Below are 14,036 nucleotides of genomic sequence, written 5' to 3'. Positions count from 1 at the left end.
CCGCTGAAACAGCGGCGACAGACGCTGCGGAGAAAGCCGCAGGCAAGGTTTCGGAGCAACTGAAAGCTGCTGTAGCTGATGATACTCAGCGCGCCGAAGCCGCAATGGCTGGCGCTGAAAGCGCGGCAGTAGCCTCACAGGGATACCGTGATGAAGCGAGGGATATTGCTGAAAGTCTGAAGCCAGGAGACGCCAGCACCACGCAGAAAGGGCTTGTGCAGTTAAGCAGCGATGACGACAGCGACAGTGAAGCCTATGCAGCGACACCGAAAGCCGTTAAAAAAGTCAAAGACCTGGCAAACCAGAAGGCCCCACTGGACAGTCCGGATCTGACAGGGACTCCAACTGCCCCCACGCCGCCATTAAGTGTCAGTAACAAACAGATTGCGAATACCGAGTACGTTCAGGCTGCGGTTGCTGCATTAGTTGGCTCATCCCCTGAAGCTCTGGATACGCTGGCTGAGTTAGCGCAGGCATTAGGAAATGATCCTAATTTTGCAACCACGATGCTCAATGCGTTAGCGGGTAAACAGCCGCTAAATGAAATACTGACGTCGCTGTCCGGGCTGTCTACCTCCGGAAGTAAATTGCCATTTTTTAGCAGTAAAAATACGTTGATGTTGACGGATCTGACGACGACCGGGCGTGGGTTGATTGCTAAAAACTCAATAAATGAAATTATCACATACCTTGGTTTGGTAGAAACGATAAATTTAGCAGCTGGCGCGGTGCCTTCAACGCGCAGAGTAAACGAAAAAGCGCTTACAGATGATATTTACATCACCTCACAGGATATTTTTAACGGGCAAGTCTTGATGATTGGTGCAGACCAAAATCTGGACAATTTCCAGACGCCGGGGCTGTATGCTCAGGATATGAATGTTAATACCAGTACGGCACTGAATTACCCGGAGAATAATGCAGGTTCTCTGATGGTACTGAGAAGCGCCGGAGTGACACAGATTTACCGCGTGTACAATTCATCCCGCAGTTATACACGTAGCAAGCATTCAACGCAGGCATGGACTCCCTGGGTACCTGATGATTCTTTTCCGGTCGGCGCACCTATTCCCTGGCCGTCTGATACAACTCCGCAAGGGTATGCTTTAATGCAGGGGCAACCTTTCGATAAAGCAGCCTATCCATTGCTTGCGATTGCGTATCCATCGGGTGTTATCCCGGATATGCGAGGCCAGACGATTAAGGGTAAACCGAACGGTCGTGCGGCACTTTCATATGAACAGGATGGTGTTATATCGCATACCCACGGAGCCAGCGCATCCAGTACGGATTTGGGAACTAAAACCACATCATCGTTTGATTACGGCACTAAGACTTCAAACACTACCGGTGACCATAACCACAACAGAGGTACTATGGAAATTACTGGTACTCTCGGTTACTTCAGAAGTGATAATAGTAGCTTCTATACAGCAAGTGGAACATTTACACTTGGTGGCTCTACAGCGGCTAAAAGTTTTACAGGTTCTAATTTTACTTATGGTGTTCCTGTAAACTTTAACGCTTCCAGAACCTGGTCTGGCGTCACAAACACTACGGGTAACCATGCGCACTCTGTTGCAATTGGCGCTCATGCACACTCCATTGCTATTGGTTCACACGGACACTCCGTCACTGTTAACGCTTCTGGTAACGCGGAAAACACTGTCAAAAATATTGCGTTTAACTATATTGTGAGGCTTGCCTGATGACTTTTGAAATGACCGGAGAAAATCGGACTATTACTCTCTACAATCTTCGTGCAGATACAAATGAATATATTGGGAAATGTGAAGGGTTTATCCCTGCTAATACCGGATTACCTGCTTACAGTACCAATATTTCTCCGCCGCCAGCGAAGGCCGGTTTTGTCGCTGTATTTAATCTTAAGTCAGAAAAATGGTCACTGGTTGAGGACCATCGCGGGAAAATTGTCTACGACATTCAAACCGGGAAAACTACCACGATTGACCAGTTAGGTAAGTTACCTGACGATGTTGTTTCCGTCGCGCCGGAAGGCCATTTTGTTAAGTGGGATGGAGCACAGTGGGTCCACGATACCGATGCGGAAAATAAACATCTTCTGATGCTGGCCGAACAGGAAAAAATAAATCTTCTGGCGGTCGCAACATCCGCTATAGCCCCCTTACAGGATGCTGTTGATCTGGGCATGGCAACGAAGGTTGAAACCGCACTTTTACTGGAGTGGAAGAAATACCGTGTCTTGCTTAACCGGGTAGATACCTCAAATCCAGAATGGCCTACTCAACCGAATATTCAGGCCAGTTAATATCAGGGGCGGAAGACAAATCGATGCGACGTAATTCAGTTCGATAGCTTCGCAACGCCGCCAGTTCTGTTTCCTCGCTGGCTGATATATCGATGTCTTTTGTGCAAGAGGACTAAAGTTAACCGCAGAAGAGTGGGCTCAGGCTGGAAGGTTGATTGCTGCAGGTGAGTCAAGAAAACGTTTGGCTATAATTTATGATGTAGGGGTGTCGACGCTATACAAAAAATTACCTGCGCGGTGTTGAGAAGACGCCACGCGTCGTCGTATGCGAGAACGGGCGGCGGCGAACTGGCGAACGTTCGATAGTGCGAGTATTGAATGATTGCCAGTCACGGCGGATTGTACTTAAGCAATATGATGGTTCAAGGCGTTTAATCTGAAACCAGCCACAATCAGCCTCTTCAAACATTTCCTGAACAGTACAGCTAATCTGTTCCTTCCCATACTTGCTGGCGTCAGTGTTGATCGCCGGCAGTGTCATGAGCGGTTTTACCCGAACACCAGCATCGGGGGAAGAACGCTCTCTCATCATACTCAGCCCCCTTGAATGCTATCATGTTCACGATGTTTGTACATGTAGGGAGACATGTACTTGATTGAAATGGAGACATAAATCTCACTTATATAGTTTTGTACTATAGTATGATGTCAGTTTCTAATGGAAAGTATAAAGAAACAACTATTGTTGCCGATAATCTATTTTAATTGTATGTTCAACATTGTATATTGATAGTGGAATGTATGTTGTCACAAAGGGTTAGGATATATTAAGAGGTTTGTGTGATAAAGAACTACAAATTGACTACACTTAAGCCCTATGTGATATCAATCACATTTTCATTTTTGCTGTTTTTGTCGTTAACTGAGATTTCTACTTATTATATATATAAGGAGCGTATCGGTTCATATACAGAACGAGTATTGAATAGAAGTGTTAGTCTCATTCAACAGATTGATGAAATAAATGATGGTTATGAGATGTTTGATGCTTATAGTCCCTGTAGTGAACTACAGCTTCATGCTGTAAGAATCGCTCTATGGCCTTATGCACTTATAAAGGATATATCATTTATTTCTAATGGGGCAATTACTTGTACTGCGTTGTGGGGAAAGTTGCCAGCACCATTATTACTCAACATATACGATAGAAAAGTTGAAAAGGATAACTTGACGTGGTTTTTTGGCGTGTTGTTGGAAAATAATGTTAAAGCTGATTTACTAAGCAACCAAAAATTAGCTATAACGATTTCACCATTTGCTTTTAACAGATTTGCTACAGACCATGAAGAGAAAGGATTTTCAGCAATTGTCGGCAATAGAGATCATTCTCTTCATTTGTTTAGGTTTGGTGAACTGGTCGATCTGCTTGAGGAGGCTAAACATGATAAATCCTATCAGTTAGGACTTATTACTACGCAAAGTTGTAATGGAAAACATGACATCTGTGTCATGGGAGGAGTTAAATTTCCGTGGGTGAGTTTCGATAATTGGTTAATGATATTGTTGATTGCATTTACATCTATTGTAACAGGTGTTCTTTTAGGTGTTGTTTATAATCAAAAGGTTGCACGCAAACAATCATTAGTATCAAGATTAAAAAATGCCATAAGAAATGAATCATTATATCTTGTATATCAACCTATTTATAAAATAAAAACCGGTATGGTTATTGGTGTAGAGGCACTAATTAGATGGGATGACCATGATATTGGTAGCATTCCTCCTGATATTTTTATCCCTATTGCAGAGAGACATAATTTAATTCAAGATGTAAGTAATCTTGTATTTCGAATGGTAGTAAAAGAAGCTAGGTCCCTTTCTGAAAAATTTAATGTCTTTATAAGCATTAATGTTAGTTCACAAGACCTTTTGTCTGAATCTTTTCAAAGAAAAGTGTTTCAGATGATCGATGAATTAAATATAAAGCCCGGAATGATAATGATGGAATTAACAGAAAGACAGAGTGCGGATCTAAATTCACTCCAAAAGGTAATTTCTTTATTTAATGATAAAGGTATTTCAATAGCCATTGATGATTTCGGGACGGGCTATTCAAATTTAAACTGGCTGTCAAGTTTACAAATAGATGAAATTAAAATTGATAAATCAATTACAGACTCTATCGATGAATACTCTATAAGTAATAATTTATTATCAGGATTGGTAGAGATTTTTAAAGATATAACTCATAAGGTCGTATTCGAAGGTGTGGAAACATCAACTCAGGTTAATTATTTAACTGAAATGTTCCCTGAGTGCGGTGTACAGGGATGGTATTACTCAAAGCCGTTATCTATAGATAAATTGACAAAATTAGTCGAGGATGCCAATTTGCCTTAATAGTTATTACTTTATTTTCATTGTTTTCACATTCTATATAACACGCGTAACCGCGAGCTATATAAATTTAGCTGCAGAAGGATTTTGATATCTTGCCGCATTCAATCAGCTAGTTGGCTCAAAATTGTATGGAATGTCGAGTTCACCTTCTTCAGCGAGCAGGGCAAGATAGTCCTCTCGTGTCATTGACTGTGAAAAGCGTCCACACATAGAAACCTCCAGCCATATGTCAGACTAAAAGTATTGGGCAGTAAGAAAAAGTGGTGCGCACCGTTAAAGATTTAAACGGAGCTTGTAAAATAAATCGGAATGATTTCTTTGTGAATTGATGAATTCCGAAAGTGAAGGGGGCCTTAATCATTGTGTTCGAGAGCGATTAATAGACAACATTTGACGGACTTTTTCCCAGTAATTCCCCGAAGCTTCCCCTTTCAGAAAACAGACATAAAAAAACAGCCGTAACAGGCTGGTTATTAAAGGATTTTTGGTCGGCGCGAGAGGATTTGAACCTCCGCCCCCCCGACACCCCATGATGGCGAGTTACCGCTTAAGGGCTGCTATGTGCCATGAGCAGACAGTTCGTACGTAACTATTGTGCTCAGATTTTTCATTGAAGGGATTATTGCGCATATCTGAACCCCACCGCTATGGTCGGTTTGTCCCCGGCTGGGGAAGTCCGGAATGCGTTCACCCTAAGAGGATATTCCGCTTATCCTCTGGGGTAGTTTTGGATTAGTTAAGCTTGTTTTAGGTAGACGAGAGTATATTTAATATTCTCTCCGTAAGTTTATCCTCATAACCTTCCTCTACTGGATGATTGAATTTTACAAGAGGACCAGAACTTTTGGCTTGATCATAAGATCTTTCAAGTACTCCAGGTTCAGCACTCATGCTGTTTATCACAGTAGATAAAACGCTAATAGCAATCTTTGATGCGTGAAGGTCGAGTCTCAAATCGTCTAGATTTCTCTCAAGGATTTCAACGCGTTCATTTAAGTCAGCCATTTAATCTCCTGGGTGTCTGGGAAGAAGGGTATTACCACACGATCGCCAATACTGGCCGCTGTCACTTCCGGTTTTGTCTCAACGGCCTCTGTCATAAACTCATGGCCAAAGATGTCACCATGAAGTGCACTGGGGTTTACCCCGATAAGTATGCGGGGCCCGAACCACAGATAGCACTTTACGTTACACGAATAACAATATCTTACGGCGTTTATATACCGGGTTAAGGTAGTGTGTGGTTGCGGGCATGAAGACGGCTATGATAAGTCATTGCTTTCATCATTAGTTCTCCCGTTATTCATCTCGTGCAATCACTCGTTATAACGTCCCGGTCCCGCCGTCAGAACACCAGACCTGCCCGGACGTATAGCTGTTCTCTGGGGAAGCCAGGGTGACATATAGTGGTGCAATTTCCGAAGGCTGACCAGGTCGACCAAGTGGTGAATTAGCACCAAACTGCTCAATTTTCTCCTGTGGTTGGCCGCCACAGCATTGAAGAACCGTCCAGTAGGGACCGGGGGCAACGGCATTTACCCGGATCCCTTTCGGTGCAAGTTGTTTTGCCAGCGATTTTGTAAAAGCTACGATAGCCGCTTTGGTCTGAGCATAATCCAGTAGGATCTCGCTGGGCTCGTAGGCTTGAACTGATGAGGTGTTTATAATCACGCTACCAGGGGATAAATGTTGGAGTGCCGCTTTAGTAATCCAGAATAACGAGTAGACATTGGTCTTGAATGTTGCATCAAAGGCATCAGTTGTAAGTTCCTCAATCGACTCACAGAATTGCTGGCGACCCGCGTTATTGACCAGGATATCGAGCCCACCTAAGGTCTTAACCACCTGACTAATCAATTGCTGGCAAAATGTCTCTTCACGGATATCACCAGGGAGTGCCACGGCTTTTCTTCCTGCTTTCTGAATTAGATCGACGACCTCACGAGCGTCCTCTTCTTCATCAGGCAGGTAGTTGATTGCCACATCCGCGCCTTCACGTGCAAAAGCAATTGCGACTGCTCGTCCAATTCCTGAATCACCTCCGGTAATTAACACTTTTCGGTCAGTAAGGCGACCGCTTCCCTGATAACTTTCTTCACCATGATCCGGACGTGGTTGCATTTTTCCGGCAAGTCCCGGAAAAGGTTGTCTTTGGTGTGGAAAAGGTGGAACAGGAAAACGTTCTGAATTTGTCATATTCGTATCCTGTTTCTCATTATATTTATCCGCCATTCCATCACCTCTCTATATTTACTTGGAAGAGCTAATAAGCGTAGATCAAAATTCACAGCTTGTATCTTAATAATTTCCGTATCAGATTAATCCTGGTTTTAATATTTTTTATTTTTTTGTGCGTGGTCGGTGAGTTAGCGTGTCTTTAATATCATGTTAGCCTTAAAATAAGCCAAGCGAGAGATTTGTAATGTATTGAAAAATAAAGGTGGAAAAATGGTGGATGCCGGAATTAAATTTGACTAAGTCAGGATTACCGCTAACGTTAAGCACTGAACAACGACGGGTACGAAATACACTTTTGTATCTGACTGGCATAACCGATATATGAGGTGATATATGGCAGAGCATCGTGGTGGTTCCGGTAATTTCGCTGAAAACCGAGATAAAGCATCTGAAGCAGGCCGCAAAGGTGGTCAGCACAGCGGGGGAAACTTCAAAAATGATCCGCAACGTGCATCTGAAGCCGGTAAGAAAGGCGGGCAGAACAGTCACAGTGGTGGCCGTAAGTCTGACAATTCCTGATTATTAGTTTCAGTCTCATCTTTTAATAAAAAAGAGTGTCCTGCGGGTCTGGATTAGACTCGCAGTATTTCTCTAGCCCTGAAGGAATCCATATGAATATGAAAACTATTGAAGATGTATTTATTCACCTGCTTTCAGACACCTATAGTGCTGAAAAACAATTAACGCGCGGGTTGGCTAAACTTGCCAGAGCGGCGTCAAATGAAAAACTCAGTGCGGCTTTTAATGCACACCTGGAAGAAACTCGGGGGCAAATAGAGCGTATAGACCAAATCCTTGAACAAGAGCCGGAAATTAAGCTTAAACGTATCAAATGCGTGGCTATGGAAGGACTGATTGAAGAAGCTAATGAGGCCATAGAAGGCACTGAAAAAAATGAAGTTCGCGATGCGGCGTTAATCGCTGCGGCACAGAAAGTAGAGCACTATGAGATAGCCAGTTACGGCACTCTGGCCACCCTAGCGGAACAACTGGGTTATAAAAAAGCGGTGAAACTTCTCGCGGAAACACTTAAGGAAGAAAAAGATACCGACCTGAAACTCACCGACCTTGCGGTAGGCAATATCAATAAAAAGGCCGAGAAAAAATAAAATTACTGACTCGAGGAAATCACGATGAATTATATTGAGCATTACCATGATTGGCTACGGGATGCGCATGCGATGGAAAAGCAAGCGGAATCCATGCTGGAATCAATGGCAGGCCGTATCGATAATTATCCTGATTTACGTGCCAGAATAGAGCAACACCTGACCGAGACAAAACGACAGATTACCGTGCTGGAAGAGATTCTTAAGCGAAATGATATCTCGCGTTCTGTACTAAAAGACTCGATGAGTAAAATGGCCGCGTTTGGCCAGTCGATTGGAGGCATGTTACCCTCTGATGAAATTGTAAAGGGAGCGATCAGCGGCTATGTATTTGAACAATTTGAAATAGCTTGTTATACCTCGCTCCTGGTTGCTGCTGAGAAAGCGGGTGACACCGCGTCCATACCTGCCATAAAGTCAATTCTGGCGGAAGAACTCGATATGGCTGACTGGCTTCTTAAGCATCTCCCGAACACGACGGCGCAGTTCCTTTTGAGATCTGATGCAAACGGCGTCGAAGCGAAAAAATAAGTTCTTTTCAGACTATTTCTGGCAATGCATGCACTGACAAACCACAGTCAGTGCCGTTGCCAGGCTGAAACTTCTTCCACTAAAACCTCAAGGCTATAACAGATCGCTTTTTCAATGACATCCTGACAACTGCCGGAGAAAATGGTTCGTTTTGTTACTATCTGCCCGCGGAAATTCCACGCAAACCAGATTGTACCCGCGGGAGTACCATCCTCTCCGCCGTCAGGCCCCGCATAGCCGCTAATGGCAATACTGATATCTGTTCCGGCGCGTACCCGGGCGCCTTCAGACATTTCTATCACCGTCTGTTCACTTACAGCGGTATATTTCTCCAGCGTACTGGCCTGCACACCAAGCATTTTCTGTTTTGCACTGTTGCTAAAGGTAATGATGCCAATATCATAAAACGCGGCGGTATCTGCCTCTGCGCAGAGCGCAGCAGCCAGACGTCCACCCGTGCAAGATTCAGCTGTGGTTAAGGATAATCCGCTGTCAATGAACGTATTCGCGATCTGTTTTGTTAACTCGCCAGTGGTTTTGGTTTTGTTGTACGCTGATTTTTTCATTTCCCCCCTTAATCCTCATCAGGAATGACTGAAATATGGCCATTACGCTCAAGGATTGCATACTTAATTTTCCCTGGTTCCGTAATGCCCTGACTCTGGCGTGCAGCCACCAGAATATCATCGAGAGAGACATCAACCATTTTCATTTTCTCCATTAACGGTTCGCCGTGGTCCAGCAGAATCACCGGTGAGCCATCAAGAGCAGATTCAGCGCCGCTCATCTGTTTTTTAATGAATCCGAAAAATATATCGATCACTACCAAAGTGACAATGGTGAGCATCGCCCCTGTTATGGAAAAATCATTGCCAAGTAATGCCTGTTGTGTGGCTTCACTAATAATCAATAATAAAATCAGGTCGAAACTGGTCATTTGTAATAATGCGCGGCGTCCAACAATCTTAAATACGACGAGTAAAATAAGATAAATTGCTAAGGCTCTCAGCACCATTTCCATAATGATCTCCTATGGATAAATAAACTGACTGAAACGAATTTCAGGGCCGGAATTTAACTGGATCACACTCATGGCGCTTCCGGGTTTTACTGGTGTAACAAGTAACCAGATTGATATATTTTCTTGTTTTTTATTGGCATTATACACGAGGTACAGATCATCTCCCTTGCTGTACATTCTGTCAGGTAGAGGCCAGATATTTTCTGTTTCATAGAAAGCATTGAAATCTCCACCAATACGATAAATGTTCCCCTCAGAATGTTGACCTGTAGTCGAGATCTTTAATTTAAACTCTGTCTGCAAACGACCAAATCGCTCAAAATCCAGTGTCACTTCTCCGGTAGTATTCTTACTCACGGCATTACTGAAATAACCATCCGAAAAAACACCTAATACCGCCAGGGAAATAATAATGAGTAAAACAGCGAATCCAACCTTATGAAATTTCGACTCAAAATTCAGAAAGTAATGACTTTCTTCAATGCCGGGGACTGTCTGTTTTTTTCTGGGCATGTTTGACCTCTCTGTTTTGCTTGTATCTCGCCAGTTAGATGATTTGTAACGATATTAATTTTTAAGACAGTTCCAGTTTGCCAGATTAAGGAATAGCAACCAGACTTAATAAGTCAAGTTGTTACTGAGGTAAGGACGGAATGAAATTATACGTGATACCATTAATATATTGTTTTTTAATCCCGACAGTTTTCGCTGACGATGACAATGGTGGACTGAAAAAAGATACTGCGCCGCCACCACCACACGCTCTGGATGAGGGGTACCGGGGTACAGAAGATGCGCGAATCATGACGGTTCAACAAGCCAAAAGTATGCATGATGGTGCAACCATCTCCCTGCGCGGGAATCTGATTGATGGTCAAGGTGGAGATAAATTTGTTTTTCGTGACAAAACCGGCAGTATTTATACACTGATTCCACTTTCTGTCTTTGACGGTCGCACGGTAAAACCCGATCAAATGATCAGTATTAACGGCAGTCTTGACACCAAAACGCAACCTCCTGTGGTTCGCGTTAACAGAATACAAAAGTAACATTACTACTGCTCTGCAAATTTCCCGACGCAGAGTAACCCATGCTGGAAGCGTGGTATGGCATACCAGAAGAACTATCCTAAGGTCTGCTTATCGCTCATAGCGGACTTCAGCGGCAGTAAAAGCTTTATCATCGAGGTTTGCCAATAGTGGTAGCGCGTTGAATGTGCCGCCGAAAAACTTGGATTCTTGGCGAAAACTCTTCCCCAAAACTAAAATCAAAGTTTAGATAATCAATGAGTTGTAAAAGGTAGCCACTGGCTGTTTTTGAAAGTAGAAAGCATGATAATTTCAATTATATCAAATGGTAGCTATGAATTTGGCAATGTAATGCTGCGTCACATTGGTTGAGCTAACTGGGGCCCCTGATTTTTCACATTTCCAACGGCACGCGTCACCGCGTGTCGTATAAATTTATCAGCCGGTACGGCACCATCGGCCCGATGAATAAAGCAAGGCTGTTTCTTGTCGTCTTCCTTTTTCCATTCTTACCAGCCATCAGCTAAGCAAATTACACGGCCATGCTGCCAGAGTGGTTTAAACATTCTGCTGATGGTTGCAGTTTCAGAACGTGCATAAATTAGCGGCAGCTTAGACCACCATCGATTGTTAATTTTTGGGGGCAAATTTGGGGGCAAAAATCAGTTCGGGGCATGATTTGGGGCGATGAAATGACTCACATTGCCCGAAATTGTCCAAGGCGATTTTTCATTAACTGATTGATTTTATGGTAATTGACTGTAATTGCTAAATTTACAAAATCAATTTTATAGTCTAACGCTGATTATGTGGCTGTGGGGATAAACATTTAATAAACCGCGGGAAGGGAGTCATTTCGCTCATGAAATAAAAAACCGGATAAGGCGATAGCCTCCATCCGGCTAAAATACGCATTAGCTCGCCTGTTTTTTCATCATGCTGAAGATAAACAGCAGTGCAGCACACAGCACCACGGAAGGACCTGCCGGGGTGTCATAGAAGGCCGAGAAGGTCAGCCCGCCTGTAACCGCTATCATTCCCACACCAACGGCAACCCCTGCCATCTGTTCTGGCGTACGGGCAAAGCGACGGGCGGTTGCCGCAGGGATAATAAGCAGCGAGGTGATAATTAACGCCCCGACAAATTTCATCGCCACGCCAATAGTTAATGCTGTGACCAGCATCAGCAGTAGCTTAACGCGTTGCAGCTTCACGCCATCCACAAATGCCAGATCCGGACTGATGGTCATCGACAGCAGGTTGCGCCACTGCCAGAACAAAATCGCCAGAACGATAACCACCCCAATGGCGATGGAGATAAGATCTTCTGGCGTCACGGCGAGCAAATCACCAAACAGATAGGCCATCAGATCCACACGGATGTTGGACATCAGGCTGACGACAACTAAGCCTAATGACAGTGCACTGTGGGCCATAATGCCCAGTAAGGTATCAATCGCGAGGTGAGGGCGTTTTTCCAGCCATACCAGACCGCCTGCCAGCATCAAGGTGACGACGATGACTGCATAGAAAGGGTTTACATCCAGCAGCAGGCCAAAGGCGACCCCCAGTAGCGAAGCGTGGGCCAGCGTATCACCGAAATAAGACATTCGACGCCAGACCACAAACGAGCCGAGTGGGCCAGCGGCACAGGCCAGCATGATCCCGGCTAACCAACCGGGTAATAACAATTCAATCATGAGTGACCATTTCCCCGGCGTAAGACGATACGACCCTGTAAATCGTGGCGGTGATTATGATTATGACGGTAAATTCCGAGTTGTTCGGCACCGCGTTGTCCGAACATTGAGATGAATTCCGGGTGCATGGAAACCACTTCCGGCGCACCAGAACAACAAATATGATGGTTCAGGCACAGTACCTCATCGGTTTTTGCCATCACCAGATGCAGGTCATGAGAAACCATCAGTACGGCGCAATCCAGTTCACGTCGCAACTGATCGATAAGATCGTACAGTGCGACCTGCCCATTGACATCCACGCCCTGGGTTGGCTCATCAAGCACCAGTAGCTGAGGTTTATTCAATAAAGCACGGGCCAACAGGACGCGTTGTGTCTCCCCGCCAGAGAGTTTTTGCATCGGCGCATTCATCAGATGTCCGGCCTGAACACGCTTCAGTGCCGGAAGGATATCTTCTTTTTTGGTGCCGGGACGCAGGCGCATAAACCGACTTACCGTCAGCGGAAGCGTCGTATCGAGGTACAGTTTTTGCGGCACATAGCCAATCCGCAATCGACCATTACGCTTGATAACTCCCTCATCAGCCTCTACCAGCCCTAATACAACGCGCACCAGCGTAGATTTCCCGGCACCATTTGGGCCGAGAAGCGTCAATATTTTACCGGGTCGAAGTTCAAGCGATACGTCAGAGAGGACGCGGCGTTGACCATAAGAGACCGAGACATTTTCCAGTGAAACCAAAGTCGTCATATCAATTTTAGTCTTGCAGAAGTTATAGAATGTTATAATATCACAATTCTCACATTCATTACGATGATTGGTCGCATTATGTTACATAAAAATACGCTTCTTTTCGCAGCATTATCCGCTGCTCTTTGGGGTAGTGCAACACAGTCGGCAAATGCCGCTGTCGTGGCTTCTCTTAAGCCGCTGGGGTTTATCGCTTCAGCCATTGCTGACGGGGTTACTGACACCCAGGTTCTGTTGCCTGACGGGGCTTCCGAACACGATTACTCATTGCGTCCTTCAGACGTAAAACGCTTACAGGGCGCGGACTTAGTCGTTTGGATTGGACCTGAGATGGAAGCGTTTATGGAAAAATCAGTCAAGAATATTCCTAACGCAAAACAGGTAACGATTGCGCAGCTCAATGACGTGAAACCGTTACTCATGAAAGGTGCTGACGACGATGATGACGATCATGGACATAATGATGCCGGCAGTGAAAAAAGTGACGAGCATCACCATCACGGCGATTACAACATGCATCTTTGGCTTTCCCCAGAGATAGCACGGGCCTCAGCGGTTGCAATCCATGAAAAATTAGTGGAACTTATGCCGCAAAGTCGAGCCAAACTTGACGCCAACCTGAAGGATTTTGAGGCACAATTAGCCGCAACCGATAAGCAGGTAGGTAACGAGCTCGCGCCGCTCAAGGGAAAAGGTTACTTCGTTTTTCATGACGCCTATGGCTACTACGAAAAACACTACGGACTAACACCGCTTGGTCACTTTACCGTGAACCCTGAGATTCAACCTGGTGCGCAGCGTTTACATGAAATAAGAACACAGTTGGTTGAGCAAAAAGCAACCTGCGTTTTTGCTGAGCCACAGTTCAGGCCAGCGGTCGTTGAAGCCGTCGCGAGAGGGACATCCGTTCGAATGGGAACGTTGGATCCGCTCGGAACGAATATCAAACTGGGTAAAACAAGCTATTCAGCGTTTTTGAACCAATTAGCCAACCAGTATGCGAGCTGCCTGAAAGGAGATTAATGAG

General features: G+C 44.7%; 16 protein-coding genes and 4 pseudogenes. 9 read left to right on the top strand and 11 right to left on the bottom strand.

What is annotated here, in order from left to right; translation table 11 throughout:
* The first annotated feature begins 104 nt into the window (after window positions 1–104).
* Together FDW87_RS22735 and FDW87_RS15335 are read left to right on the top strand one after the other, a co-directional pair.
* Entirely contained in the window at window positions 105–1,709 is a 1,605-nt protein-coding gene (locus FDW87_RS22735) for a tail fiber protein (RefSeq protein ID WP_371415029.1), read from the top strand.
* Window positions 1,709–2,290 (top strand): tail fiber assembly protein, encoded by a 582-nt coding sequence (locus tag FDW87_RS15335; RefSeq protein ID WP_137379904.1) that lies wholly within the window; start codon window positions 1,709–1,711, stop codon window positions 2,288–2,290. Before FDW87_RS22735 ends, FDW87_RS15335 begins: the two co-directional genes overlap by 1 nt.
* Here the strand turns inward: FDW87_RS15335 and FDW87_RS15330 are convergent.
* Window positions 2,262–2,345, bottom strand: a complete 84-nt coding sequence (locus tag FDW87_RS15330) for a tail fiber assembly protein (protein ID WP_306299935.1) — start codon at window positions 2,343–2,345, stop codon at window positions 2,262–2,264. The genes FDW87_RS15335 and FDW87_RS15330 overlap by 29 nt on opposite strands.
* Window positions 2,346–2,405: 60 nt before the next feature.
* On the opposite strand from FDW87_RS15330, the pseudogene FDW87_RS15325 reads away from it, so the two are divergent.
* A pseudogene (locus FDW87_RS15325) lies at window positions 2,406–2,534 on the top strand (helix-turn-helix domain-containing protein); the annotation flags it as partial.
* A gap of 127 nt (window positions 2,535–2,661) precedes the next feature.
* On the opposite strand, the pseudogene FDW87_RS15320 reads toward FDW87_RS15325, so the two are convergent.
* A pseudogene (locus FDW87_RS15320) lies at window positions 2,662–2,804 on the bottom strand (DinI-like family protein); the annotation flags it as partial.
* 284 nt (window positions 2,805–3,088) lie between these two features.
* Between FDW87_RS15320 and FDW87_RS15315 the strand changes: the two are divergent.
* A complete protein-coding gene (locus FDW87_RS15315) occupies window positions 3,089–4,630 on the top strand; it encodes an EAL domain-containing protein (protein ID WP_153647147.1) in 1,542 nt (513 codons plus the stop codon).
* 114 nt (window positions 4,631–4,744) lie between these two features.
* On the opposite strand, the pseudogene FDW87_RS21205 reads toward FDW87_RS15315, so the two are convergent.
* The 3 genes and pseudogenes from FDW87_RS21205 to FDW87_RS15295 all read right to left on the bottom strand — a co-directional run.
* Window positions 4,745–4,840, bottom strand: a pseudogene (locus FDW87_RS21205) (SOS response-associated peptidase); the annotation flags it as partial.
* A 537-nt stretch (window positions 4,841–5,377) separates the two neighbouring features.
* Window positions 5,378–5,635, bottom strand: coding sequence for a hypothetical protein (locus FDW87_RS15305; RefSeq protein WP_016152751.1), 258 nt, complete (start codon window positions 5,633–5,635; stop codon window positions 5,378–5,380).
* Window positions 5,636–5,953: 318 nt separating this feature from the next.
* On the bottom strand, window positions 5,954–6,862 hold the full coding sequence (locus FDW87_RS15295; protein WP_016152752.1) for an SDR family oxidoreductase: 909 nt from the start codon (window positions 6,860–6,862) through the stop codon (window positions 5,954–5,956).
* A gap of 339 nt (window positions 6,863–7,201) precedes the next feature.
* Here FDW87_RS15295 and FDW87_RS15290 point away from each other — a divergent pair, with 339 nt between their 5' ends.
* From FDW87_RS15290 to FDW87_RS15280, 3 genes are all read left to right on the top strand, one after another.
* Window positions 7,202–7,387, top strand: a complete 186-nt coding sequence (locus FDW87_RS15290; RefSeq protein WP_016152753.1) for a general stress protein — start codon at window positions 7,202–7,204, stop codon at window positions 7,385–7,387.
* A gap of 92 nt (window positions 7,388–7,479) precedes the next feature.
* Window positions 7,480–7,977: a ferritin-like domain-containing protein gene (locus FDW87_RS15285; protein ID WP_016152754.1), complete on the top strand. Its 498-nt coding sequence runs from the start codon at window positions 7,480–7,482 to the stop codon at window positions 7,975–7,977.
* Between the two features lie 24 nt (window positions 7,978–8,001).
* Window positions 8,002–8,508: a ferritin-like domain-containing protein gene (locus FDW87_RS15280; protein ID WP_016152755.1), complete on the top strand. Its 507-nt coding sequence runs from the start codon at window positions 8,002–8,004 to the stop codon at window positions 8,506–8,508.
* 47 nt (window positions 8,509–8,555) lie between these two features.
* Here the strand turns inward: FDW87_RS15280 and FDW87_RS15275 are convergent, their stop codons facing one another.
* From FDW87_RS15275 to FDW87_RS15265, 3 genes are read right to left on the bottom strand one after another with little or no spacing between them, the layout of a single operon-like run.
* Window positions 8,556–9,074: a 2-oxo-tetronate isomerase gene (locus FDW87_RS15275; RefSeq protein ID WP_016152756.1), complete on the bottom strand. Its 519-nt coding sequence runs from the start codon at window positions 9,072–9,074 to the stop codon at window positions 8,556–8,558.
* Between the two features lie 8 nt (window positions 9,075–9,082).
* Window positions 9,083–9,529, bottom strand: a complete 447-nt coding sequence (locus tag FDW87_RS15270) for a DUF421 domain-containing protein (RefSeq protein WP_075847167.1) — start codon at window positions 9,527–9,529, stop codon at window positions 9,083–9,085.
* Between the two features lie 9 nt (window positions 9,530–9,538).
* Window positions 9,539–10,042, bottom strand: a complete 504-nt coding sequence (locus tag FDW87_RS15265) for a hypothetical protein (RefSeq protein WP_016152758.1) — start codon at window positions 10,040–10,042, stop codon at window positions 9,539–9,541.
* A 140-nt stretch (window positions 10,043–10,182) separates the two neighbouring features.
* Between FDW87_RS15265 and FDW87_RS15260 the strand changes: the two genes are divergently transcribed.
* Window positions 10,183–10,578: a YdeI family stress tolerance OB fold protein gene (locus FDW87_RS15260; RefSeq protein WP_016152759.1), complete on the top strand. Its 396-nt coding sequence runs from the start codon at window positions 10,183–10,185 to the stop codon at window positions 10,576–10,578.
* 338 nt (window positions 10,579–10,916) lie between these two features.
* On the opposite strand, the pseudogene FDW87_RS15255 reads toward FDW87_RS15260, so the two are convergent.
* From FDW87_RS15255 to znuC, 3 genes and pseudogenes are all read right to left on the bottom strand, one after another.
* Window positions 10,917–11,180: pseudogene (locus tag FDW87_RS15255) on the bottom strand (SOS response-associated peptidase family protein); the annotation flags it as partial.
* A gap of 291 nt (window positions 11,181–11,471) precedes the next feature.
* Window positions 11,472–12,257, bottom strand: a complete 786-nt coding sequence (znuB, locus tag FDW87_RS15250) for a zinc ABC transporter permease subunit ZnuB (RefSeq protein ID WP_103766149.1) — start codon at window positions 12,255–12,257, stop codon at window positions 11,472–11,474.
* Complete coding sequence (gene znuC, locus FDW87_RS15245; protein WP_016152761.1) at window positions 12,254–13,009, bottom strand: zinc ABC transporter ATP-binding protein ZnuC; 756 nt, start codon at window positions 13,007–13,009, stop codon at window positions 12,254–12,256. Before znuC ends, znuB begins: the two co-directional genes overlap by 4 nt.
* A gap of 78 nt (window positions 13,010–13,087) precedes the next feature.
* Between znuC and znuA the strand changes: the two genes are divergently transcribed.
* The gene (gene znuA, locus FDW87_RS15240) at window positions 13,088–14,032 is read left to right on the top strand and encodes a zinc ABC transporter substrate-binding protein ZnuA (RefSeq protein WP_019076521.1); all 945 of its coding nucleotides are present in this window, start codon (window positions 13,088–13,090) and stop codon (window positions 14,030–14,032) included.
* Window positions 14,033–14,036: the final 4 nt, after the last annotated feature.

The organism is Citrobacter sp. wls826, from assembly GCF_005281245.1.
GTDB classification, from domain to species: Bacteria; Pseudomonadota; Gammaproteobacteria; order Enterobacterales; family Enterobacteriaceae; genus Citrobacter; species Citrobacter braakii.
The sequence above is the reverse complement of the archived record's forward strand: the minus strand, read 5'-3'. Positions and strand labels throughout refer to the sequence as shown.

Bases quoted from the DNA above. Each gene is read 5' to 3' on its own strand.
- FDW87_RS15260 (WP_016152759.1), top strand. From the start codon at position 10,183: ATGAAATTATACGTGATACCATTAATATATTGTTTTTTAATCCCGACA.
- FDW87_RS22735 (WP_371415029.1), top strand. From the start codon at position 105: ATGGCTGGCGCTGAAAGCGCGGCAGTAGCCTCACAGGGATACCGTGAT.
- FDW87_RS15280 (WP_016152755.1), top strand. From the start codon at position 8,002: ATGAATTATATTGAGCATTACCATGATTGGCTACGGGATGCGCATGCG.
- FDW87_RS15285 (WP_016152754.1), top strand. From the start codon at position 7,480: ATGAATATGAAAACTATTGAAGATGTATTTATTCACCTGCTTTCAGAC.
- FDW87_RS15290 (WP_016152753.1), top strand. From the start codon at position 7,202: ATGGCAGAGCATCGTGGTGGTTCCGGTAATTTCGCTGAAAACCGAGAT.
- znuA (WP_019076521.1), top strand. From the start codon at position 13,088: ATGTTACATAAAAATACGCTTCTTTTCGCAGCATTATCCGCTGCTCTT.
- FDW87_RS15335 (WP_137379904.1), top strand. From the start codon at position 1,709: ATGACTTTTGAAATGACCGGAGAAAATCGGACTATTACTCTCTACAAT.
- znuC (WP_016152761.1), bottom strand. From the start codon at position 13,009: ATGACGACTTTGGTTTCACTGGAAAATGTCTCGGTCTCTTATGGTCAA.
- znuB (WP_103766149.1), bottom strand. From the start codon at position 12,257: ATGATTGAATTGTTATTACCCGGTTGGTTAGCCGGGATCATGCTGGCC.
- FDW87_RS15295 (WP_016152752.1), bottom strand. From the start codon at position 6,862: ATGGCGGATAAATATAATGAGAAACAGGATACGAATATGACAAATTCA.
- FDW87_RS15275 (WP_016152756.1), bottom strand. From the start codon at position 9,074: ATGAAAAAATCAGCGTACAACAAAACCAAAACCACTGGCGAGTTAACA.
- FDW87_RS15265 (WP_016152758.1), bottom strand. From the start codon at position 10,042: ATGCCCAGAAAAAAACAGACAGTCCCCGGCATTGAAGAAAGTCATTAC.
- FDW87_RS15270 (WP_075847167.1), bottom strand. From the start codon at position 9,529: ATGGAAATGGTGCTGAGAGCCTTAGCAATTTATCTTATTTTACTCGTC.
- FDW87_RS15305 (WP_016152751.1), bottom strand. From the start codon at position 5,635: ATGGCTGACTTAAATGAACGCGTTGAAATCCTTGAGAGAAATCTAGAC.